Source organism: Sphaerisporangium sp. NPDC051017 (assembly GCF_040683095.1).
In the GTDB taxonomy this organism is placed as follows: domain Bacteria; phylum Actinomycetota; class Actinomycetes; order Streptosporangiales; family Streptosporangiaceae; genus Sphaerisporangium.
On sequence record NZ_JBFBCI010000068.1, the window covers coordinates 1 to 21,226 of the forward strand.

The 21,226-nt window shown below is 71.0% G+C and carries 18 protein-coding genes; 6 read left to right on the forward strand and 12 right to left on the reverse strand.

The window, feature by feature from the left end; translation table 11 throughout:
* Nucleotides 1–338: 338 nt before the first annotated feature.
* The 4 genes from AB0M95_RS34785 to AB0M95_RS34800 form a co-directional block, all read right to left on the reverse strand.
* Nucleotides 339–1,661: a hemolysin family protein gene (locus tag AB0M95_RS34785; protein ID WP_363774073.1), complete on the reverse strand. Its 1,323-nt coding sequence runs from the start codon at nt 1,659–1,661 to the stop codon at nt 339–341.
* Nucleotides 1,658–2,137, reverse strand: a complete 480-nt coding sequence (gene ybeY, locus AB0M95_RS34790; protein ID WP_358517676.1) for an rRNA maturation RNase YbeY — start codon at nt 2,135–2,137, stop codon at nt 1,658–1,660. The genes AB0M95_RS34785 and ybeY overlap by 4 nt, the downstream gene beginning before the upstream one ends.
* A 6-nt stretch (nt 2,138–2,143) precedes the next feature.
* Nucleotides 2,144–3,100, reverse strand: a complete 957-nt coding sequence (locus AB0M95_RS34795; RefSeq protein ID WP_363774166.1) for a PhoH family protein — start codon at nt 3,098–3,100, stop codon at nt 2,144–2,146.
* A 320-nt stretch (nt 3,101–3,420) separates the two neighbouring features.
* Nucleotides 3,421–3,765: a histidine triad nucleotide-binding protein gene (locus AB0M95_RS34800; protein ID WP_358517675.1), complete on the reverse strand. Its 345-nt coding sequence runs from the start codon at nt 3,763–3,765 to the stop codon at nt 3,421–3,423.
* Between the two features lie 273 nt (nt 3,766–4,038).
* Here AB0M95_RS34800 and AB0M95_RS34805 point away from each other — a divergent pair, with 273 nt between their 5' ends.
* Together AB0M95_RS34805 and AB0M95_RS34810 are read left to right on the forward strand one after the other, a co-directional pair.
* Nucleotides 4,039–4,518: a SigE family RNA polymerase sigma factor gene (locus tag AB0M95_RS34805; protein ID WP_358518039.1), complete on the forward strand. Its 480-nt coding sequence runs from the start codon at nt 4,039–4,041 to the stop codon at nt 4,516–4,518.
* Nucleotides 4,515–5,261, forward strand: a complete 747-nt coding sequence (locus tag AB0M95_RS34810) for a hypothetical protein (protein ID WP_363774077.1) — start codon at nt 4,515–4,517, stop codon at nt 5,259–5,261. Before AB0M95_RS34805 ends, AB0M95_RS34810 begins: the two co-directional genes overlap by 4 nt.
* A 153-nt stretch (nt 5,262–5,414) precedes the next feature.
* Here the strand turns inward: AB0M95_RS34810 and AB0M95_RS34815 are convergent, their stop codons facing one another.
* From AB0M95_RS34815 to hrcA, 3 genes are all read right to left on the reverse strand, one after another.
* The gene (locus AB0M95_RS34815) at nt 5,415–6,161 is read right to left on the reverse strand and encodes a 16S rRNA (uracil(1498)-N(3))-methyltransferase (protein ID WP_363774080.1); all 747 of its coding nucleotides are present in this window, start codon (nt 6,159–6,161) and stop codon (nt 5,415–5,417) included.
* A gap of 87 nt (nt 6,162–6,248) precedes the next feature.
* Complete coding sequence (gene dnaJ, locus AB0M95_RS34820; RefSeq protein ID WP_363774083.1) at nt 6,249–7,388, reverse strand: molecular chaperone DnaJ; 1,140 nt, start codon at nt 7,386–7,388, stop codon at nt 6,249–6,251.
* Nucleotides 7,389–8,399, reverse strand: coding sequence for a heat-inducible transcriptional repressor HrcA (gene hrcA, locus AB0M95_RS34825; protein ID WP_363774086.1), 1,011 nt, complete (start codon nt 8,397–8,399; stop codon nt 7,389–7,391).
* A 184-nt stretch (nt 8,400–8,583) separates the two neighbouring features.
* Between hrcA and AB0M95_RS34830 the strand changes: the two genes are divergently transcribed.
* From AB0M95_RS34830 to AB0M95_RS34840, 3 genes are read left to right on the forward strand one after another with little or no spacing between them, the layout of a single operon-like run.
* Entirely contained in the window at nt 8,584–9,543 is a 960-nt protein-coding gene (locus AB0M95_RS34830) for a hypothetical protein (protein WP_363774089.1), read from the forward strand.
* A 21-nt stretch (nt 9,544–9,564) separates the two neighbouring features.
* The gene (locus tag AB0M95_RS34835; RefSeq protein WP_363774092.1) at nt 9,565–10,386 is read left to right on the forward strand and encodes a DUF3097 domain-containing protein; all 822 of its coding nucleotides are present in this window, start codon (nt 9,565–9,567) and stop codon (nt 10,384–10,386) included.
* On the forward strand, nt 10,383–10,694 hold the full coding sequence (locus AB0M95_RS34840) for a DUF4870 domain-containing protein (RefSeq protein WP_363774095.1): 312 nt from the start codon (nt 10,383–10,385) through the stop codon (nt 10,692–10,694). The genes AB0M95_RS34835 and AB0M95_RS34840 overlap by 4 nt, the downstream gene beginning before the upstream one ends.
* A gap of 77 nt (nt 10,695–10,771) precedes the next feature.
* Here the strand turns inward: AB0M95_RS34840 and hemW are convergent, their stop codons facing one another.
* On the reverse strand, nt 10,772–11,989 hold the full coding sequence (hemW, locus tag AB0M95_RS34845; RefSeq protein WP_363774098.1) for a radical SAM family heme chaperone HemW: 1,218 nt from the start codon (nt 11,987–11,989) through the stop codon (nt 10,772–10,774).
* Between the two features lie 68 nt (nt 11,990–12,057).
* The gene (gene lepA, locus AB0M95_RS34850; protein ID WP_363774101.1) at nt 12,058–13,887 is read right to left on the reverse strand and encodes a translation elongation factor 4; all 1,830 of its coding nucleotides are present in this window, start codon (nt 13,885–13,887) and stop codon (nt 12,058–12,060) included.
* A 371-nt stretch (nt 13,888–14,258) separates the two neighbouring features.
* On the opposite strand from lepA, the gene rpsT reads away from it, so the two are divergent.
* The gene (rpsT, locus tag AB0M95_RS34855; protein ID WP_358517657.1) at nt 14,259–14,531 is read left to right on the forward strand and encodes a 30S ribosomal protein S20; all 273 of its coding nucleotides are present in this window, start codon (nt 14,259–14,261) and stop codon (nt 14,529–14,531) included.
* A gap of 171 nt (nt 14,532–14,702) precedes the next feature.
* On the opposite strand, the gene AB0M95_RS34860 is transcribed toward rpsT, so the two are convergent.
* From AB0M95_RS34860 to AB0M95_RS34870, 3 genes are all read right to left on the reverse strand, one after another.
* Nucleotides 14,703–18,605, reverse strand: coding sequence for an amino acid adenylation domain-containing protein (locus AB0M95_RS34860; protein ID WP_363774105.1), 3,903 nt, complete (start codon nt 18,603–18,605; stop codon nt 14,703–14,705).
* The gene (locus AB0M95_RS34865; RefSeq protein WP_363774107.1) at nt 18,602–20,071 is read right to left on the reverse strand and encodes a serine hydroxymethyltransferase; all 1,470 of its coding nucleotides are present in this window, start codon (nt 20,069–20,071) and stop codon (nt 18,602–18,604) included. The genes AB0M95_RS34860 and AB0M95_RS34865 overlap by 4 nt, the downstream gene beginning before the upstream one ends.
* 362 nt (nt 20,072–20,433) lie before the next feature.
* On the reverse strand, nt 20,434–21,102 hold the full coding sequence (locus AB0M95_RS34870) for an endonuclease V (RefSeq protein WP_363774110.1): 669 nt from the start codon (nt 21,100–21,102) through the stop codon (nt 20,434–20,436).
* Nucleotides 21,103–21,226: the final 124 nt, after the last annotated feature.

The following is a 21,226-nucleotide window of genomic DNA, read 5'->3' on the forward strand; positions in this document are numbered from 1 at the left end:
GAACCTGCGCCTGGAACCTTTCGGCACGTTCCCATCTCCTTCGGACTGTTACCACCCTATCGGGCGGTATGTCCGGAATCTCTGGGGCACCTCACCCGACCCTCCCCTCACACCACCGGACATGCGGGCCCGTATCCGGCGGTTCGTCAGGCCGTGAATCTGAGTCTGTACCAGGTCGAGTAGAGACCCTTCAGGCCAAGGTCATCCCAGTGGATGCTGGGCAGCGCCCATTTCCTCCAGGGGACTTTCACCCCAAGCGATCGGCCATGCTGGGCGCACAACAACGACACCCGCCGTGCGAACGCGGCGGGTGTCGTGGTGATCGCGAAGGGCGGGGGCTAGGTGCTGGAGGTCTCGGAGACGTTCTCGGAGGCCTCCGCGAGTTCTTCCTTCGAGGGGACGCGGTGGACGACGACCGTGCTGATGCGGTTGCGGCGGCCGGCGGTGGTCTCGGCGGTCAGGCTGAGCCCGTCCACGGTGGCCCGGGAGCCGGCGATGGGGACGCGGCCGAGGGCGTGCGCCAGCAGGCCGCCGACCGTGTCGACGTCCTCGACGTCCAGCTCGACGTCGAACAGCTCGCCCAGCTCATCGACGGAGAGCCGGGCGGTCACCCGGGCGCCGCCGTCGTCGAGCCATTCCACGCGCGGCGCCTCCTGGTCGTACTCGTCGGCGATCTCGCCGACGATCTCCTCCAGGACGTCCTCGATCGTGACCAGCCCTGCCGTGCCGCCGTACTCGTCGATGACGATCGCGAGGTGGATCTGCCGCGCCTGCATCTCGCGCATCAGCTCGTCGATCGGCTTGCTCTCCGGCACGTACGTGGCCGGGCGCATGAGCGAGCCGACCTTCTCCCTCTCGGTGTCGCCGGCGCCGTTGGCCTCGTGGACGCGGCGCACGATGTCCTTGAGGTAGGCGATGCCCACCACGTCGTCCTCGTTCTCGCCGACCACCGGGATGCGGGAGAAGCCGCTGCGCAGGGCCAGCGACAGCGCCTGCGACAGGGTCTTGCCCCGCTCGATGAACACCATGTCGGTGCGCGGGACCATCACCTCGCGGACCAGCGTGTCGCCCAGCTCGAACACCGAGTGGATCATCTGCCGCTCGTCGGGCTCGATGACCCGGCGCTCCTCGGCCAGGTCCACCAGGTCGCGCAGCTCGGCCTCGGAGGTGAACGGGCCGTCGCGGAAGCCCCTGCCAGGAGTCAGGGCGTTGCCCAGCAGGATCAGCAGCTTGGGAAGCGGCCCGAAGATGCGCGTCAGGCCGTACACGATGGGGGCGCTGGCCAGCGCGATGGGCTCGGCGTGCTGGCGGCCGAGGGTGCGCGGCGAGACGCCGACGATGACGTAGCTGATCACGATCATGACGCCGGCCGCCACCGCGTAGGCCTGGCCCTTGTCGCCGAGCCAGTCGATGAACAGCAGCGTGGCGATCACCGTGGCGATCAGCTCGCAGCTCAGCCTGAGCAGGAGAAGGAGGTTGAGGTAGCGGGGCGGGTCGGCGACGATCGCCTGCAGGCGCTGCGCGCCGCGCCGGCCCTTGCGCGCGAACTCCTCGGCGCGCACCCGCGAGATGCGCGCCAAGGCCGTCTCCGCGCTGGCCATCAGGCCACCGATGAAGATCAGAAGGGCGGCCGACAGTAGCCACCCGCTGGGGGAACTCACGGCTCCCGCCGCACCCCCCGCCACGCTTCGAGCAACTCGCCTTGGAGACCGAACATCTCCGCGTGCTCCTCCGGCTCGGCGTGGTCGTAGCCGAGGAGGTGCAGGATGCCGTGGGTGCAGAGGAGCTCGAGCTCCTCGCGGGTGCTGTGGCCGGCCTCCGTGGCCTGCCTGGCCGCGACCTGCGGGCACAGCACCACGTCGCCGAGGAGCGCGGGGTCGAGCTGGGCGTCGCCCTCCTGGCGGGAGCCGCCGGGGCTCGGCCGCAGCTCGTCCATCGGGAAGGCGAGCACGTCCGTCGGGCCGGGCTCGCCCATCCACTTCTCGTGGAGCTGGGACATCGCCGCCTCGTCCACGATGAGGATGGAAAGCTCGGCCAGGGGGTGGATGCCCATGCGCCCGAGCACATGACCGGCCAGCTTGGCGAGCGAGGACTCGTCGACCTCGACGCCCGACTCGTTGGCCACCTCGATACTCATCGTGTTCTATCTCTCCCGTGGGCGTTTGCCGCCCTTGATGGCGTGCGGCTCGGCGTTCGCGAGATCGTGACGGCTGTAGGCGTCGATGATGTCGCTCACCAGCTTGTGCCGGACGACGTCCGCGCTCGTCAGCCTGCTGAAATGAATGTCCGGAATGCCTTCCAGGATATCCTGGACGACCTTAAGACCGCTTTGCGTCCCGCCCGGAAGGTCGATCTGCGTGACGTCGCCGGTGACGACGATCTTCGCTCCGAAGCCCAGGCGCGTGAGGAACATCTTCATCTGCTCGGGCGAGGTGTTCTGCGCCTCGTCCAGGATGATGAAGGCGTCGTTCAGCGTGCGGCCGCGCATGTAGGCCAGCGGGGCCACCTCGATCGTCCCCGCTGCCATCAGGCGCGGGATCGAGTCCGGGTCGAGCATGTCGTGCAGGGCGTCATAGAGCGGGCGCAGGTAGGGGTCGATCTTCTCGTACAGCGTGCCGGGCAGGAAGCCGAGCCGCTCGCCCGCCTCGACCGCCGGCCGGGTCAGGATGATGCGGTTGACCTCCTTGGCCTGCAGGGCCTTCACGGCCTTGGCCATCGCCAGGTAGGTCTTGCCGGTGCCCGCGGGGCCGATGCCGAAGACGATCGTGTGCTTGTCGATCGCGTCGACATAGCGCTTCTGGTTCACCGTCTTCGGGCGGATCGTGCGCCCGCGCGAGGACAGGATGTCGAGGGAGAGCACGTCGGCGGGACGGCCCGAGCTCATGCGCAGCATGGCGATGCTGCGCTCGACCGCGTCGGTGGTGAGCTGGGCTCCCGACCGGACGAGCTCGACCATCTCTTCGAAGAGCCGCACGACGAGGCCGCTCTCTTCGGGGCTGCCGCTGATGGTGATCTCGTTGCCGCGGACGTGGACGTCCGCGCGGAAGGCGCCTTCGATGACCCGCAGCAGCTCGTCGCGCGAGCCGAGGATGGTCACCATGGAGTGCTCGTCCGGGATCACCACTTTGGCCTGCGTACGGGACGGGCCTTTGGTTCGCGGCGGTTCGCTGGTCTGTGCGCCGTTACGGATGGCGCTGCGGTTTTCGTGTGACTCGGACATGGGCGGCCCTTACGGCCTGCTCGCCTCCCGGTCTGGATGTACTTGTGTCGCGGGTCGAAGTCGAAAATGTGTCCCCGCCGCGCCCGGATGCCCGTGATGCCGTCTCGTACCCGGCCCGACCGCGCCGCTGACGACACCCATGCTATCCGGGACGCGCCCTTCCCGCAGGACCGGTGCGCGCCCCGCCCGACCTGCGCCGATCAGCCCGGAGGCCAGTGCATGGACCGGCCTCCCAGCACGTGCCCGTGCACATGGAAGACCGTCTGGCCGGCCTGGGGGCCGGTGTTGAAGACCAGGCGGTAGCCGTCCTCGGCGACGCCCTCCTGGACCGCGACCGCGTGGGCCGCCTGCAGGACCTCGTCGGCGAGCCCGTCGTCCGCCGCCGCGAGGGCCGCCGCGTTCTCGTAGTGACCTTTGGGGATCACGAGCACATGGGTCGGGGCCTGCGGGTTCACGTCCCTGAAGGCCACCGTGCGGTCGGTCTGGTAGACGATCGTGGCCGGGATGTCCCCGCTCACGATCTTGCAGAACAGGCAGTCTGTCACGCCGGAATGGTAGTCACCTCTGTTGCCAATCGGTAATACCGAGGTGGCCCCGTCAAAAGATCCTCCCGGCTAGGGTTGGTGTGCGACACTTCAGCGGCAGACAGCGTTCAGTGTCGGCGAGGCCACCGGCGAGGACAAACCTGGGTCATGCCCCCTAAAGAACCGGCAGAGAGTAAACCCTCTGGGAAGGCCGTGCGTCCAACTGATGTGACCACCGAGACCCTCGTGGCCGAAAGGTCGCTGGGGGCGGTGCCCGTCGGGTGGGACGCCGACATGGCCGTTACGGCGCTTTACAGCGCCCACTATCGGTCGCTCGTGCGTCTCGCCGTGCTGTTGGTACGCGATACCGCGACCGCGGAGGAAGTCGTGCAGGACGCCTTCGTCGCCCTTCATGGGGCGTGGCGTCGCCTGCGCGACCCCGACAAGGCACTCGCCTACCTGCGCCAGTCGGTCGTCAACCGATCGCGCTCCGTCCTGCGCCATCGTGCCGTCGTGGAGAAGTACGCCCCCAAGGGCATGCCCGACGCGCCGAGCGCGGAGAACGGCGCCATCGGCGCGCTCGAGCGGACCGCCGTGATCGAGGCACTGCGCGGGCTGCCGACCAGGCAGCGTGAAGCCTTAGTGCTGCGTTACTACGGCGACCTCTCGGAGGCGGAGATCGCTCATGCCATGGGCATCAGCAAGGGTGCGGTGAAAAGCCACACAGCCCGCGGAATGGCCGCACTACGCACTGTACTGGAGCAATTGTCATGACCGAGGCCCCCGACGAGTCCGGCGAGTTCCTGCGCCGTGTCTTGCGCGCGGAGGCGGAGTCTGTCGTCCCGTCCGCAGAAGGACTGGAGATCATTCGCACCCGCATCGAGCAAGGCGGCATGCGAGGCCTGCGAGGTGTCTTTTGGTGGCGGGCCGGAGCGTCCGCGCTCGGCGCGGTCCTGGTGGCCGCCACCGTGGTGATGGTCGTGCCCAACCTGCGCGCGCAGTTCACCCCTGAGCAGCATTCCGTCGTTCAGGTGGACAACCCCACCGCGCCGCCCGACGACTCGAGCACCCGGCGGCCGGGGCTGCCGGCCCGGACGTCCCCCGGCGGCTCGCAGGGCGCCGTACCGGGGACGACGACCTCGGCGACGCTGCCGCCCACGGGGAAGCAGACGCCGATGCCGACCCCTGGCCACGACTGCGCGTCGCCGGTCTCGAGCCCCTCCCAGCCGGTGGCGGCGGAGCTCGGCGACCCCTGCGATCCGTCGGCGTCCCCGACCGGTTCCGTGCCGGACGAGACCACCAAGCCGAAGCCGTCGCAGAAGCCCACGCCCACGCCCACGCCGTCCCCCACGCCTCCCAAGCCGCAACCCACGCCGACGGCCACCACGCCCTCGGACGGCTGCCAGCAGTGCACGCCGACTCCGACGACGACCGCCGCTCCGCCGACCGCCACACCGCAGTCGACCACGGAGGGCTCCTCCAGCGAGACGCCGCCCACCCAGGGCGCGGCGAGCTGAGCAGAAACCCCGCGCGCCTCTGCACGGCCCTCCCGGGGCTCACATGGAGGCGCGGGGCTTTCCGGGGGTTATCGCCGCTTTCCGGAGGCTTCCCCCGATCTTCTGGGGCGTTCTGGGGCTCTTGCCGAGCCGGAATGTCCAGACGGGCGCGGCCTACCAGCGGCCGGTGCGGGACAGCAGGACCGCGGCGGCGGCCACTCCCGCCGTCGAGGTGCGCAGAACGGTCGGGCCGAGCAGCGCCGGGGTGGCGCCCGCGTCCCGGAACAGGCCGACCTCCTCGTCGGTGATACCGCCCTCGGGGCCGACGACCGTCACGATGTCCCCGGTCGCCGGCAGATCGAGGCCCGCCAGGGGCAGGGCGGCCTCCTCGTGCAGCACGGCCGCGGCCGCGGCCACTTTGAGCAGCCGCGCGACGTCGGCGGTGGTGGCCTGCTCGGTGACCTCCGGCAGGTGGAAGCGCCTGGCCTGCTTGCCGGCCTCCCTGGCCGTGGACCTCCATCGGGCCAGCGCCTTGCCCGCGCGCTCGCCCTTCCACTGCGTCACGCAGCGCGCGGCGGCCCAGGGCACGATCACGTCCACCCCGGCCTCGGTCATCATCTCGACCGCCAGCTCGCCACGGTCGCCCTTGGGCAGGCCCTGCACGACGACCAGGCGGGGCTCGGGCGACGGGACGACACGCCGCGCCAGCACGTCCAGCCTCAGCGAATCTTTGCCGGTGACGTCGCGCACGACGCACTCGGCCACCGCTCCCCTGCCGTCGGTGAGGTCGACGCGCTCCCCGGCGCGCAACCGGCGCACGGCCGCGGCGTGCCGCCCCTCGGGGCCGGCCAGCGTGATCTGCTCGACATCGCCCGAGAGGTCACCGGAGAGATCGTCGGAGAGGAAGACAGGGACGCTCACCCGCAAACCTTAGCCAGGCGCCCCGGCCTTGGCGAACCGCTCGCGCGGCCTCCGCGCGTGGCGGAGGCCGCCCGTTGTCAGCGACTGTCAGCGGCCGTTGAACGCGTCCCTCAGCCGGGAGAAGAAGCCCTGCTGCCCCGGGGCGAACTTGCCCGGGGGACGTTCCTCGCCGCGCAGCTTGGACAGCTCGCGGAGCAGTTCCTCCTGCGCGGGGTCGAGGCGGGTGGGGGTCTCGACGTTCACATGGATCAGCAGGTCTCCCCTGCCGGTCTCGTTGAGCCGCTGGACGCCCCGGCTGTACAGGGGGATGACCTGCCCGGACTGCGTACCGGGCCGCACGTCGATCTCTTCGGCGCCGTCCAGCGTCTCGACCGTGAGGATGGTGCCGAGGGCCGCCGCCGTCATCGGGATCTCCACCGTGCAGTGCAGGTCGTCGCCGTGGCGCTCGAAGATCTCGTGGGGGCGCTCGACGATCTCCAGGAAAAGATCGCCCGGAGGGCCTCCGCCGGGGCCGACCTCGCCCTCGCCGGCGAGCTGGATGTGCGTGCCGTCCTCGACGCCGGCCGGGATGCGGACCTTGATCGTACGGCGGGTGCGCACGCGCCCGTCGCCGGAGCACTCCTGGCAGGGGTGCTGGATGATCGAGCCGAAGCCGCCGCACTGCGGGCACGGCCGGGCGGTCATGACCTGGCCGAGGAACGACCGCGTGACCTGCGAGACCTCGCCGCGGCCGTGGCACATGTCGCAGGTGTCCGGGTGGGTGCCCGGCGCGGCGCCCGAGCCCTGGCAGACGGTGCACAGCACGGCGGTGTCGACCACCAGCTCGCGCGTGGTGCCGAACGCGGACTCGGCGAGGTCGAGCTCGACGCGGATCGTCGCGTTGCGCCCGCGCCTGGCCCGGGACCGGGGGCCCCGCGAGCCGCCCGCGCCACCGAAGAACGCGTCCATGATGTCGCTGAACGGGAAGCCCGCGCCGAACCCGGCGGCCCCGGCCCCGGCGCCCGCGCCCGCGCCGATCGGATCGGCCCCGAGATCGAACATCTGGCGCTTGTTCGGGTCCGACAGGACCTCGTACGCCTGGTTGATCTCTTTGAACCGCTCCTGCGTCTCAGGGTCGGGGTTTATGTCCGGGTGCAGCTCGCGGGCGAGCCGGCGATAGGCCTTCTTGATCTCGTCCTGGCTGGCGTCACGGCGGACCCCGAGGATGCCGTAATAGTCGCGGGCCACCTAGGACCCCGCCAGGATCTGGCCGACATAGCGCGCCACCGCGCGCACCGCTCCCATTGTCACGGGGTAGTCCATTCGCGTCGGGCCCAGCACTCCGAGCCGAGCCAGTTCGTTGTCGCCCGAACCGTAACCGGCGGCGACGATCGAGGTGCCGTGAAGACCTGAGTACGGGTTCTCCGAGCCGATGCGCACCATCAGCGCGGAGTGGTCCCCCGCCTCGCCGAGCAGGCGCATGAGCACGACCTGCTCCTCCAGGGCCTCCAGCACCTCACGCAGGCCGACACTGAAGTCGCCCGCGAGGTTGGCGGCCCCGGCGAAGATGACCTTCTCGTCGTGGCGGTCGACCAGAGTCTCCAGCAACACCGACAGGATAGTGGCCGCCACCGGTCGGTCTTCCTCGGGAAGGCGATCAGGAAGATCGGCGATCGTCTCCGGCACGCGGCCGAGCCCGCACCCGTCCAGCGAGGCGTTGAGAAGCGCCCGCAGGTGTGCGACCTGGTCGTCGGCCACGATCTCGGGAAGCTCGACGACCCTCTGCTCCACCCGGCCGGTATTGGTGATCAGGACCAGCATGATGCGCCGCTCGGCGAGCGGCACCAGCTCGACGTGGCGGACCGTCGAGCGCGTGAGCGAGGGATATTGCACCACGGCGACCTGGCGCGTGAGCTGGGCCAGCAGGCGCACCGTGCGGGTCACGACGTCGTCCAGGTCGACGGCGCCCGCGAGGAACGTCTCGATCGCCCGCCGCTCGGCGGCCGACAGCGGTTTGATCTGGGACAGCCGGTCGACGAACAGCCGGTAGCCCTTGTCGGTCGGCACGCGGCCCGCGCTGGTGTGCGGCTGCGTGATGTACCCCTGCTCTTCGAGCACGGCCATGTCGTTGCGGACGGTGGCCGGGGAGACGCCCAGATTGTGGCGCTCGGCCAACGCCTTCGACCCGACCGGCTCGTTGGTGGACACGTAGTCCTCGACAACGGCGCGCAGGACGGCCAGCTTACGGTCATCGAGCAACGTGCTCACCTCCTGCCTCGCGAGTGTGCCCCCGCGAAGGGGGGTCGGCTGGCACTCTGTGTTCCTGAGTGCCAAGTGTACGGCTCATGTCGTCGGCGTGCGATAACTCGGAGGCACGACCTCACCCGGTCAGCGACAAGCCACTTGCTATCTGATGACAAGCACCTTCGTCCACACTGGGATCATGAGCCAGAACGACCCCCGTCCGAACGAGCCGAACCCCTGGATCCCACGCCAGGGCACCCCAGAGCGACCGGGGCCACCCCCTGGCCCTCCGCCCGGCGGGTACGGCCCGCCACCGGGAAGCCCCCCTCCGGGCGCACCCGGGCACGGCACACCCAGGCACGGCGGACCCGGGTACGGCGGACCCGGGTACGGCGGCCCGCCGCAGAACGGCCCCGGGTACGGACCTCCCCCCGGCGGACCCGCGTACGGCCCTCCGCCCGGCGGTCCCGGCCTCGGCGCGCCACCACACGGTCCCGGGTACGGTCCGTACCCGGGCGGTCCCCGCCAGGGCACACCGCCGGGCGGTCCGGCGTACAGGCCCCCGGCCGCGGACATCCGCCCGCGCCGCCGCTGGATCCTGGCCGCCTGGCTGGTCGCGATCGCGAGCCTCGTCGCGGGCATCGTCATCGGCTTCGGCACGGTGACCAAGACCATCGACCAGGCCGCGCCGACGCACGTCTTCCCGAGCGGCGGCAAGGTCTCCGCCCCGCTCGACCCGGCCGACAAGCCCATCCTGTACGCCTCCTCGTCCGGGCCGGCCAACGTGACCTGCCTCGCCCAGGACTCCGCCGGGAACCCGGTGAAGCTCACCAACGTGAGCCTCCACCAGACCGTCACCGTCAACGGGCGCACGTGGGAGGGCATGTTCGACATCGCCGTCCCTGCGCCGGGAACTTACGAGATCAGCTGCCGGTCGGAGGGCGGCCAGGTCGTCTTCGGCGTCGGCAAGACCCTCACCGCGGCCGTCGGCACGGTCGCCGGGGGCGCGGCGGCGGCCTTCCTCATCCCGACCGCGGGCTTCCTGCTCGCGTTCGTCGTCACGATCGTGGTGATCGTGCGGCGGCGAGGGGCGCGCAGGCGTCTCGCGGCGGCCTCCCCCGGCGGCGCGTGGTCGCAGGGGACGCCGTACGGCGCGTGAACTTTGCTAGCGTGCCCAGGTATGCGGGACTACGGACGCGACGTGCTCGCCGGAGACTGGCGCAGGCCCCTGCGCGGGAAGATCCCTCAGATCCCCGCCGACCCCGGGCTCGTGGTCGAGGACGCCGACGAGGGTTTCTGCGGCGCGGTGGTGGCCTGTGACAAGGAGGCCGTGACGCTGGAGGACCGCTTCGGGCGGCGCCGGGTGTTCCCGCTCGCCCCTGCCGCCTTCCTGCTGGAGGGCAAGACGATCACGCTGGTGCGCCCGGCCCCCGCCGCCGCGAAGGGCCCCACGCGCAGCGCGTCCGGGTCGATCGCCGTCGCCGGGCTGAGGGCGCGGGTCGCCAAAGAGAGCCGCATCTACGTCGAGGGCGTCCACGACGCGGCCCTCGTCGAGAAGATCTGGGGCCACGACCTGCGCGTGGAAGGGGTCGTCGTCGAGTACCTGGAGGGCGTCGACGACCTGCCCGCGATCGTGGACGAGTTCGGGCCCGGCCCGGGCCGGCGGCTCGGCGTGCTGGTCGACCACCTGGTGGCCGGGTCCAAAGAGAGCCGCATCGCCGCACAGGTGACCTCGCCGAACGTGCTCGTCGTCGGGCACCCCTTCGTGGACGTCTGGCAGGCGGTGAAGCCGTCGGCCGTGGGCATCCCGGCCTGGCCGTCGGTGCCGCGCGGCGTCCCGTGGAAGGAGGGCGTGATCGACGCCCTCGGCTGGCGCGTGGAGCCGTCGGAGGCGTGGCGGCGCATCCTCGGCTCCGTTCACAGTTACACCGACCTCGAACCCGAGCTCCTCGGGCGCGTCGAGGAACTCATCGACTTCGTGACCACCGAGGAGCTCCCATGACCGAGTCTCCGTACGACCGTCCCTACGGCGCTCCCGGCGCTCCGGGGTCTCCAGGGTCTCCGGGCTCTTCCGGCGACCAAAGGCAGGGACAGGGGCCGCAGCAGTCCGGTCAATACGGCCAGCTGAACTTCCAGCTCACGCTGATCATCGCTTACGTCGTGTGCGCGGTGCTGGTCATCGTGATGATCGGGTTCCTGCTGATGCCGCTGCTGTGGATCGGCTCGCTCATCATGACGATCGTGGGCGCGGTCGCCGCCAACCGTGGGTCCAACTTCCGCTACGCCCTGAACATCCGTTTCGTCAGCTGACCCCCGGCCAGGCCCGTCCGGCCCGTGACCAGGTCAGGTCGCGGATCGGCGTCGGTCACGTCAGGGGTCAGCGCTGGTCAGGTCAGGTCGCGGATCAGCGCGTCGGCCAGCAGGCGCCCCTTGAGGGTGAGCACGGCCCGGCCCGCCCGGAACGGGCCGGGGTCGAGCAGACCGTCGGCCAGGGCGCGGGCCACGGCCGGGCGGGCCTCCGGGCGGATCTCTGCCAGCGGGAAGCCCGTGTCGAGCCGCAACTCCAGCATCAGCCACTCGACGTGCCGGTCCTCCGCGGTCAGCACCTCGCGCGCGTGGGCGGGCGAGGCGCCCTCGGCCAGGCGCGCGGCGTACGCGGCGGGGTGCTTGACGTTCCACCAGCGGGTGCCGCCGACGTGGCCGTGCGCGCCGGGCCCGATGCCCCACCAGTCGCCGCCGGTCCAGTACAGCAGGTTGTGGCGGCATCGGGCGTCCTCGGAGGCCGCCCAGTTCGAGACCTCGTACCAGGAGAACCCGGCCTCGGCCAGCATGGCGTCGGCGATGAGATAGCGGTCGGCGGCCACGTCGTCGTCCGGCATGGGAAGCTCGCCCCTGCGGATCCGCGCGGCCAGGCGGGTGCCGTCCTCGACGATGAGCGAGTAGGCCGACACGTGGTCGGGGCCCGCGTCGATCGCCGCCGCCAGCGAGGCACGCCAGTCGTCGTCGGTCTCCCCCGGCGTGCTGTAGATCAGGTCCAGGTTGACGTGGCCGAACCCGGCCGCGCGGGCCTCTCGTACGGCCTCGGCGGGGCGGCCGGGGGTGTGGCGGCGGTCCAGGACGGCCAGGACGTGCTCGCTGGCGCTTTGCATGCCGAAGCTGACGCGGGTGAAACCCCCGGCGCGCAGCCGTTCGAGGGAGGCCGGGTCGACGGACTCGGGGTTGGCCTCGGTGGTGACCTCGGCGCCCGGGGCCAGCCCGAACTCGGAGTCCACGGCGCGCAGGACGCCCACCAGGTCGCCGGCCGCCAGCAGGGTGGGCGTGCCCCCGCCGAAGAAGACGGTCTGGACGGGCAGTTCGACGTCCCCGAGCACGCGGCGCGCCAGCCGTACCTCCTCGATCGCCGTACGCGCGTAGTCGGCACGCGAGGCGCCGGGGCCGAGCTCGGCGGCGGTGTAGGTGTTGAAGTCGCAGTACCCACACCGCGTGGCACAGAACGGCACATGCACGTAGAACCCGAACGCCCGCGCCCCGAGCCCCTCAAGAGCGCTCGCGGGCAGTTCCCCTGAAGCGGGAACGGGATCGCCGTCAAGAACTACGGATGGCATATGTCCAGTTTCTAGTACCGATGACGGTCCTCACGCCCCGCGAACGGAGAGAGCGGCCGTAGGAACGGCTACTTCTTGGCGGGCTTGTCGGCGCTGGAGTTCTCGGTGGACAGGGCGGCGACGAAGGCTTCCTGCGGGACCTCCACCCGTCCCACCATCTTCATGCGCTTCTTGCCTTCCTTCTGCTTCTCCAGCAGCTTGCGCTTACGGCTGATGTCACCGCCGTAGCATTTGGCGAGGACGTCCTTGCGCATGGCGCGGATGTTCTCGCGGGCGATGACCCGCGCGCCGATGGCCGCCTGGATCGGCACCTCGAACTGCTGCCGCGGAATCAGCTCCTTGAGCTTCTTGGCCATCTCGACGCCGTAGGCGTACGCCTTCTCGCGGTGGACGATCGCGCTGAACGCGTCCACGGCCTCGCCCTGGAGCAGGATGTCGACCTTGACCAGGTCGGCCTCCTGCTCGCCCGAGGGCTCGTAGTCCAGCGAGGCGTACCCGCGGGTGCGCGACTTGAGCTGGTCGAAGAAGTCGAAGATGATCTCGGCGAGGGGCAGGGTGTAGCGGATCTCGACCCGGTCCTCCGAGAGGTAGTCCATGCCGAGCAGGGAACCGCGCCGGCCCTGGCACAACTCCATGATCGCGCCGATGTGGTCGGACGGGGACAGCAGCGTCGCCTTCACCACCGGCTCGTGGATCTCGGCGATCTTGCCGGCCGGGAACTCAGAGGGGTTGGTGACGATGAGCTCCTTGCCGTCCTCCATGACGACCCGGTAGATGACGTTGGGCGCGGTGGAGATGAGCGACAGGTTGAACTCGCGCTCCAGCCGCTCGCGGACGATCTCCATGTGCAGCAGGCCGAGGAAGCCACAGCGGAAGCCGAAGCCGAGCGCCGCCGAGGTCTCCGGCTCGTACACGAGGGCCGCGTCGTTGAGGCGCAGCTTGTCCAGGGCCTCGCGCAGCTCGGTGTAGTCGTCGCCGTCGATGGGATACAGGCCGGAGTACACCATCGGCTTGGGGTGCTCGTAGCCGCCGAGGGCCTCGTCGGCGGGGCGCACGACGGAGGTGACGGTGTCGCCGACGCGGGCCTGGCGGACGTCCTTCACGCCGGTGATCAGGTAACCAACCTCGCCGACGCCGAGCGAGAGGGACGGCACCGGCTCGGGCGAGATGACGCCGATCTCCAGCGTCTCGTGCGCGGCGCCGGTGGACATCATGATCGTGCGCTCGCGCTTGGAGAGCTGCCCGTCCACCACGCGGACGTAGGTGACCACGCCGCGGTAGGTGTCGTAGACCGAGTCGAAGATCAGCGCCCGCGCGGGGGCGTCGGCGTTGCCCACGGGGGCCGGGATCTGCTGGACGACCTGGTCGAGCAGAGCGCCGACGCCCTCACCGGTCTTGCCCGACACGCGCAGCACGTCGGAGGGCTCGCAGCCGATCAGGTGGGCGAGCTCCTCGGCGTACTTGTCCGGCTGGGCGGCGGGCAGGTCGATCTTGTTGAGCACCGGGATGACGGTCAGGTCGGCGTTCATGGCGAGGTACAGGTTCGCCAGGGTCTGCGCCTCGATGCCCTGCGCCGCGTCCACCAGCAGGACGGCCCCCTCGCACGCCTCCAGCGACCGGGAGACCTCGTAGGTGAAGTCGACGTGGCCGGGCGTGTCGATCATGTTGAGGACATGGCCGTCCCAGGGCAGCCGCACGGCCTGGGACTTGATGGTGATGCCGCGCTCACGCTCGATGTCCATGCGGTCGAGGTACTGCGCGCGCATCTGCCGGGCGTCGACCACACCGGTGAGCTGCAACATCCGATCGGCAAGCGTGGACTTGCCGTGGTCGATGTGCGCGATGATGCAGAAGTTGCGGATCAACGCGGGGTCGGTCTGGCCAGGCTGGGTGCGCACCGGTGTCCGTTTCGGCAGGGTTGACGATGATCAGGCGGCTGGCGGGCCAGCCGATGTCCGTCGCGACACGCCCAGGTGGTTCACCCTGGGAGCGTCACCCCGGACAGCAGAGCAGCGCGGACGCACACCACGTGGGCGACCTCGCCCCGACGGCGTGCTCGTACGGACCGCGCTTCCTCCCCAGTTTACCGGCCATCAAGAGCGACAAGCTCGTCGCTGGGGTTAAGATAATGGCGCAGGCGTGTGCCGTGGTCCTTCAGGTCGTTGATTTGAGGGTGCACTCGGCATGTTGGTAGCCTGTTCCTCTGCGTGTGGCGCGCCCTCTCTGCCCGCGCGCCCACCATCCGACCGACATTCACCGAGGCTTCTTCGTGGCGAACATCAAGTCCCAGATCAAGCGCAACCGGCAGAACGAGAAGGCCCGGCTGCGCAACAAGGCCGTCAAGTCGACCCTGAAGACGGCGGTCCGTAAGTTCCGCGAGGCCGCCGACCAGGGCAACGTGGAAGAGGCCACCGCGCTCATGCGCGCCGCCTCGCGCCAGCTCGACAAGGCCGTCAGCAAGGGCGTCATCCACAAGAACCAGGCGGCCAACCGCAAGTCGGCCATCGCCAAGCGCGCCGCCGCTCTCGCTACCGCCAAGTAGTCCAACCGCACAAACGCCGCGCCCTCCAAGGACGCGGCGTTTTGCCATGCCCGGCCAGCCTCGGCCGGCTGCAGCGGAGGATATGACACGGGCCACGGAGTCGGCCCGCGCCACCTTGGGTGAGCCGCCCGGCGCCCCGGGGCGCCGTGACGGCTCACAGGACCACGATTCCTACGCCTTCCCTCTTGCGTGATCGGCTACTGCGCCGACGCTTGCGCCAGGGCCGGAGATCATCCGGCCCAGGACCGCGTGGAAGCCGGCGGCGATGTGCTCGGCCGTGGGCTGGTCGAGCAGGTGCCGCTGGTACTGGAGGATCACCCGGTCCGCCTCGACGACCAGGGTGACCGGGTAGCTGTTGCCGCCGACCGATTCGGGGCCGGTGAGCTCGATCCCGGCCGCCGCGGTCGCCTCGGTGTCGCGGTTCCACAGGTAGGACTGGAAGGCCACCAGGGTGTCGAACAGCGTCTCGACGCGGGCGGCCTGGTAGATCTCGCTCAGGCTGTGGTGGTGATGGTCGAGGAGCGCCGTCTGCCGGTCCCGCAGCGCGGTCAGCAGCCCGGCGACCGTCCCGTCCGGGGCGAGGCGCACCCGTACCGGGATGGTGTTGATGAACAGCCCGACCATGGACTCCACGCCCGCCAGCGCGCCCGGCCTGCCGGAGACGACGGCGCCGAACACGACATCCTCGCGGCCGGTGAGCGCCGAGAGCAGGACGGCCCACGCCCCCTGCACCACGGTGTTGGCCGTGACGCCCAGCTCGGCGCAGCACCCGGCCAGGAGCTTGGACTCCTCCGGTGACAGCGCCAGGAAGACCTCCCCGATGCCCTCGCTCCCGCCGGGGGACGCCTCCGCCGGGACCAGGATCGTGGGCCCGTCCACGCCCGCGAGTTCGCCCGCCCAGACCTGGGCGCTCGCCTGGCGGTCCTGGCGTGACAGCCACGCGAGGAAGTCCCGGTACCCGCGAGCCGGTGGCAGCGCGGAGGCGTCGCCGGCGGCGGCGTAGAGGCGGAGCAGGTCACGTCCCACCACCTGCTCCGACCAACCGTCGATGAGCACGTGGTGGATGGTGAGGACCAGCTCCGCGCACCCGGGGTCGAACGTGACCAGGGTCATGCGCAGCAGCGGCGGGGTCTCCGGGTCGAAGCGCACGGTCTGGTCCTCGGCGAGGAACCGCCGGAACGCCTCGTCCCGCTCGCCCTCCCCCAGGTGGCCGAGGTCGATCTCTCGCCAGGGCAGTTCCACCCCGTCCACGATGATCTGCACGGTGTCGCCCATCTCGTCGGCGACGAAGGCCGCGCGCAGGTTGGGGTGCCGCTCCAGCAGGGCCTGCCCCGCCGCCCGCAACCTGGTCGCGTCGACCGGGCTGGAGAGGTGGTAGATCGACTGGAGCAGGTAGGCGTCGTGGCCGGTGTCGTTCAGCGTCGACTCGAACAGCATGCCGGTCTGCAGCGGGGTCAGTGGCCACACGTCCGAGATGTGCGGGTGGTCCTGGCTCCAGTACTCCATGTCATCCTCGCTGACCGCGATGAGCGGCTGCGAGGTGTCCTCGACGGCGGTGGGCTCCGCGCCGGTCGCGGCGAGGGCGAGTTCGGCGACGGTCCGGGCCTGGAGGACCTGCCGGGCGCTGACCTCGACGCCGAGGGCCCGGGCGCGCGTCACGACCTGGATGGAGCGGATGCTGTCGCCGCCCATCGCGACGAAGTCGTCGTCGAGGCCGACCCGGTCCAGGCCGAGGACCTCCGCGTACACGCCGGCCAGGGTCTTCTCCTCGGGCGTGCGCGGCTCCCGGTACGCGGCGCCGGTGACCTCGGGCTCGGGCAGTCCCTTGCGGTCCAGCTTGCCGTTGGGCGTGAGCGGCAGGCGCTCCATCGTCACGAACGCCGTGGGGACCATGTAGTCCGGCAGGCGTTCCGCTACGAGTTCGCGTAGTTCGTCCGCGCTCGGGGCCTCGTCCTCGGGCACGATGTAGGCGACCAGCCGTCCCTCGCGAGCGGCCACCGCGGTCTGCCGTACCCACGGGTGGGAGCGCAGGACGGCCTCGATCTCGCCGAGCTCCACGCGCAGCCCGTTGATCTTGACCTGGAAGTCCACCCGGCCGAGCAGCTCGATGAGCCCGTCCGCGCCGAACCTCGCCAGGTCGCCGGTGCGGTAGAGACGCTCGCCGGTCACCTCGCCGTACGACCACTCGGTGAACCGCTCGGCGGTGCGCTCCGGCTGGTCCAGGTACCCGCGGGCGAGACCGATCCCGGCCAGGTACAGCTCTCCGGGCACTCCCGGCGGCACCGGCTGCAAGGCGTCGTCGAGGATGTACGTGCGCTGGTTGGCCATCGGCCGCCCGTACGGGATGCTCGTCCAGTCCGGGTCGGCCGCCTCCACCTCGTAGATCGTCGAGTGGATGGACGCCTCGGTGGCCCCGCCCATCACGATGAAGCGCAACGCGGGCGCGAAGGCGCGAACCCGGTCGAACAGCGGCACGGGCACCCAGTCGCCGCCGAGCAGCGCCAGGCGCAGGGACGGCAGCGGCGGGGCGCCGGTCTGCTCCATCTGGTCGGCCAGCAGGCCCAGCAGGGCCGGGGCGGAGTTCCAGATCGTGACGTTCTCGGAGGCGAGCAGTTCGGCCCAGTGCGCGGGGTCCTTGGTCCGTGCCGGGTCCGGGATCACGATCGTGCCGCCGGCGGTGGTGAGGCCGACGAACTCATACACGGACATGTCGAAGCTCGGCGAGGACAGGGCCAGCACCGAGTCCCCGGGGCCTACCTCGAAGCGGGTGTTGAGGTCGGCGATGTTGTTCATCACGCCGCGATGGCGCAGCGCGATCGGCTTGGGCTCGCCGGTGGATCCGGACGTGTGGATGATGTAGCAGAGGTTCTCCGGCCCGACGACGGGCTCCGGGTCGTGCTCGGGCAGCGCGGCCAGCAGCTCGGCGTCCCGGTCGAGCAGCACCAGCGGCGCGCCCTCGCCTGCGCCGGGGAGGTTCGCGGTCAGGGCCTCGCGGCTGATCATCAGGGCGCACGACGTCCCGGAGACCATGGTGGCGATGCGCAGCGCCGGGTAGTCGGGGTCGATCGGCACGTACGCGCCGCCCGCCTTCAGGATGCCGAGCACCGCGACCAGCAGGCCGGGCGAGCGGTCCAGGCACAGGCCGACCCGCACGTCCGGGCCGACGCCGAGCGCGCGCAGGTGGTGCGCCAGGCGGTTGGCGGCGGCGTTGACCCGCGCGTACGTCCACCGCTCCGCGCCGTTCACGACCGCGACGGCGTTCGGAGCCTCCGCCGCCCGGGCCTCGAACGCCTCGTGCAGGCAGACGTCGTACGGCAGCTCGGTCCGCGTGGCGTTCCACTCCACGAGCGTGCGCCGCAACTCGGCGTCGGTCAGCAGCCGCAGCCGCGCGACGGGGCGGTCCGGGGACGCGGTGGCGTCCTGGACGAGCGTCCGGTAGTGGCCGAGCAGCCGCGCGGCCGTGGCCTGGTCGAAGAGGGCGGTGTCGTAGTGCAGCTCCAGGGCGGCGGCGCCGTCCGCGCCGGGACGTACGACGAGCTGCAGTTCGTACGGGGACTCGCCGGCGGACTCGTGGGCGGACGGCTCCGCGGCGAGCGCGAAACGGACGGCCACGAGACCGGGGGCACCCGCGAGGTCCGGCACGGCCTCGACGTGCGCGACGGCCTCGGCGTCCGGGGCGGCCTCAGGGTCCGGGACGGCTTCGGGGGCGGGGACGGTCTCGCCGCTGTCCGCCAGGTCCCTGAGCGTGGACTCACCGGAGACCCGGAACCGCAGGCGCTCGGCGCCACGCACCCGATCGGCGCCGGCGCGGTCCAGGCTCACCCGGTCCTGGCCCGTGTAGCGGTACAGGAGGGCCGCGAACCCGGAGACCAGCACGTCCCCGGGGACGGCCTCACCGGAGGGCGTCCGTACGCCGAGGTCTGCGTGCTCCACGGCCGTGCGGCGCGACCGCGCCCCCGGGCGGCGCGGCCGGTCCGCCGGCACCAGCACGGGCGGCCAGTCCGAGGAGGCCGTGTCCGGCTGGAAATCCCGTTGGATGCCCTGCTGAAGATCATGCTGGAAGTCAAGGCTCATTGGACGGCTCCTGGGGTGTAGACATCGGCGCGGCCGTCGAAGGGCAGCGGGTATCGGACGCACAGCCTCCTGACCTCCGCGCCCACCTCGGCGGCCCGCGCGGGGTCGATGCGGTACGCGCTGTCGGACAGGGCGATGGTCGCCGTCAGCACGGCGTGCAGCAGGCGGGCGCATTCGCGCATCTCGTCCGGGCCCATGCCGCGCTGGGCGAGGATGTTGGTGCCGAGCCGCAGGCCGCTCGTGACCAGCGGCGGCTTGACGTCGCCGGGGATGCGGTTGCGGTTGGCGAGGATGCCGCACTCCTCCAGGGCGCGCTCGGCGATCACCCCGGTCAGCCCGCGCTCCGCGACGTCGATCACGACCATGTGGTTGTCGGTGCCGCCGGTCAGGACCCGGTAGCCGAGCCTGGACAGCTCGGCGGCGAGCGCCTGGGCGTCCTGGACGATCAGCCGCGCCGTCCGCCGGAACTCGGGGCCGGAGGCGAGGGCGAAGGCCCGGGCCATGGCGGCGATCGTCGCCGGGCTGGGCGTGCCCTGCGACTGCGGGAAGACCGCCCGCTGCAGGAGCCGGGCCAGCGGCGTGCGGCCGTCGGGTCCCGGGGAGTCGGCGTCCCGGCCGCTGAGGATCAGGCCGCCACGCGGGCCCGCGAGCTGCTTGTACGTGCTCGTCGTCGTGACGTGGGCGACGTCGATCGGGCTCGGGTGCTCCCCAGTGACCACCAGCCCCGCGATGTGCGAGATGTCCGCGAGCAGGTACGCCCCGACGGAGTCGGCGATCTCGCGGAACCGCGCGTAGTCCAGCGTGCGCGGGTAGGCACTGGCCCCCGCGATCAGGACGGTCGGCCGGTGCCGGCGGGCCAGCTCCGTGACCTGGTCGTAGTCGACGCGCCCGGAGTCGTCCAGGCCGTAGTGGACGGCGTTGTAGTGTCGTCCGGTCACCGAGGCGCGGGAGCCGTGGGTGAGGTGGCCTCCGGAGTCGAGGTCGAGGGCGAGCAGCGTGCCGCCCGGCGGGAGCAGCGCGGCGAGGACGGCGAGGTTGGCCGACGAGCAGGAGTGCGGCTGCACGTTGGCGTACCGCGCGCCGAACAGCTCCTTGGCCCGCTCGATCGCCAGCGTCTCGACCTGGTCGAACTGGGAGGAACCAGGGTGGTAACGCGCGCCCGGATATCCCTCGACGGTCAGGTTCGACAGCACCGCCCCTCCGGCGGCCAGGACCGACAGGTCCGCGACGCTCGCCGAGGCGATCATGGCGAGGGTGGTCGCCTGCTGGCCCACCTCGGCGTCCAGCAGCACGGCGAGCGCGGGGTCTTCGTGGCGCAAGGAGTCCATGCCGATCCGCAGCAGTTCCGCCTGCTCGCTCACCGACCCGGGTAACACGTCCGGCGCGTCCCCCCCGTCCACCGCGGCGGCGGAAACGGCACGTGTACGCGCCGTTTCCACGGCGGCGGTGTTCAACTGACCGGCCATCTCCTGCACCTCATCATTCCTCGCACTGACAATTAATCGTTTCTTGCATTGGCAGCGTCGGCGGTGGAAACGAAATGACTTTCGGCCCACGGCCATGAGAAAAGACTACGCGGCGGATACGAGAATGGGCGGACAGAATGCGTTGTTTTCTGGAATACGCCGGTCGCCTTTGGTTCCCGGCGCGGGCGCGCCACCGCGCGGCCACGCTCCCGAAGCGTGACCCCGGCCACAGACAGCCGTCTGACGTGCGGTTTTCCCTGACCCCGGCACGGGGCACTCGCCGGGCCAGAGGGCGACAGGGCTCCGGGCGGTCGCCACGGGTTCGCCGCGACTCTGTACGGCCGACCCCCGTCGCCCGCCTCTCAAATATCGCGGCGGGAGAGCCTGTCGGCCTGCCGGATCGGCTCAGGGATTCGGTAGCGAGGAGCCAGTTCCAGGACTTGACGGCAGGCATTGGAAAGGCTGATTCGATGCCCCTGGGAGACGTAGACCGGCTTGGTGTCCCGCCGCGTTCTCAGGGCTCTTCCTATTGTTTCGCCGCCGTCGGTAATGGCGGACCACGCGCCCCGCTCGGGCCCGGGCGGCTCGCAGGCGCCGACGAACGCCGTCTTCCCGACACCGATCGTCGGCAGATCGGTCAGCACCCCGAGATGGCAGGCGAGCCCGAACCTGTACGGGTGCGCGAGCCCGTATCCGTCGCAGACGAGCAGGTCCGGAGTCACTGTGAGCCGCTCCAGGGCCTCCACGAGCGTGGGAAGCTCCCGGAACGCGAAAAGCCCCGGTACGTACGGGAACCGCACCCGCCCGGAGACGGCGACCTCCTCCACACCCTCCAGCGTCCCGGCCCGCAGCACCACCACGGCCGCGACGAGCCGGTCGTCCTCGGGCGAGTACCCGACGTCCACCCCCGCCACGAGCTCCGGCTCCTCCGGCCCCGGCCCGGAGAGATCCACCAGCCCCCGCAACTCCTCCTGCAAGGCCCGGGCCTCCGGAACCGTCGCGGGCCAGTCATGAAGCCGCCGCACTCGCACCCGTGGAGCATAACGACCCTCCCGCCCATGAGCCGGACTCAGGACACCACCGCAGGCCAGGCTCAGGACGCACGCGCCCCTGGACGGAGCGGAAATCGCGTTGAACTCCCCGAGAGGCGGCCCC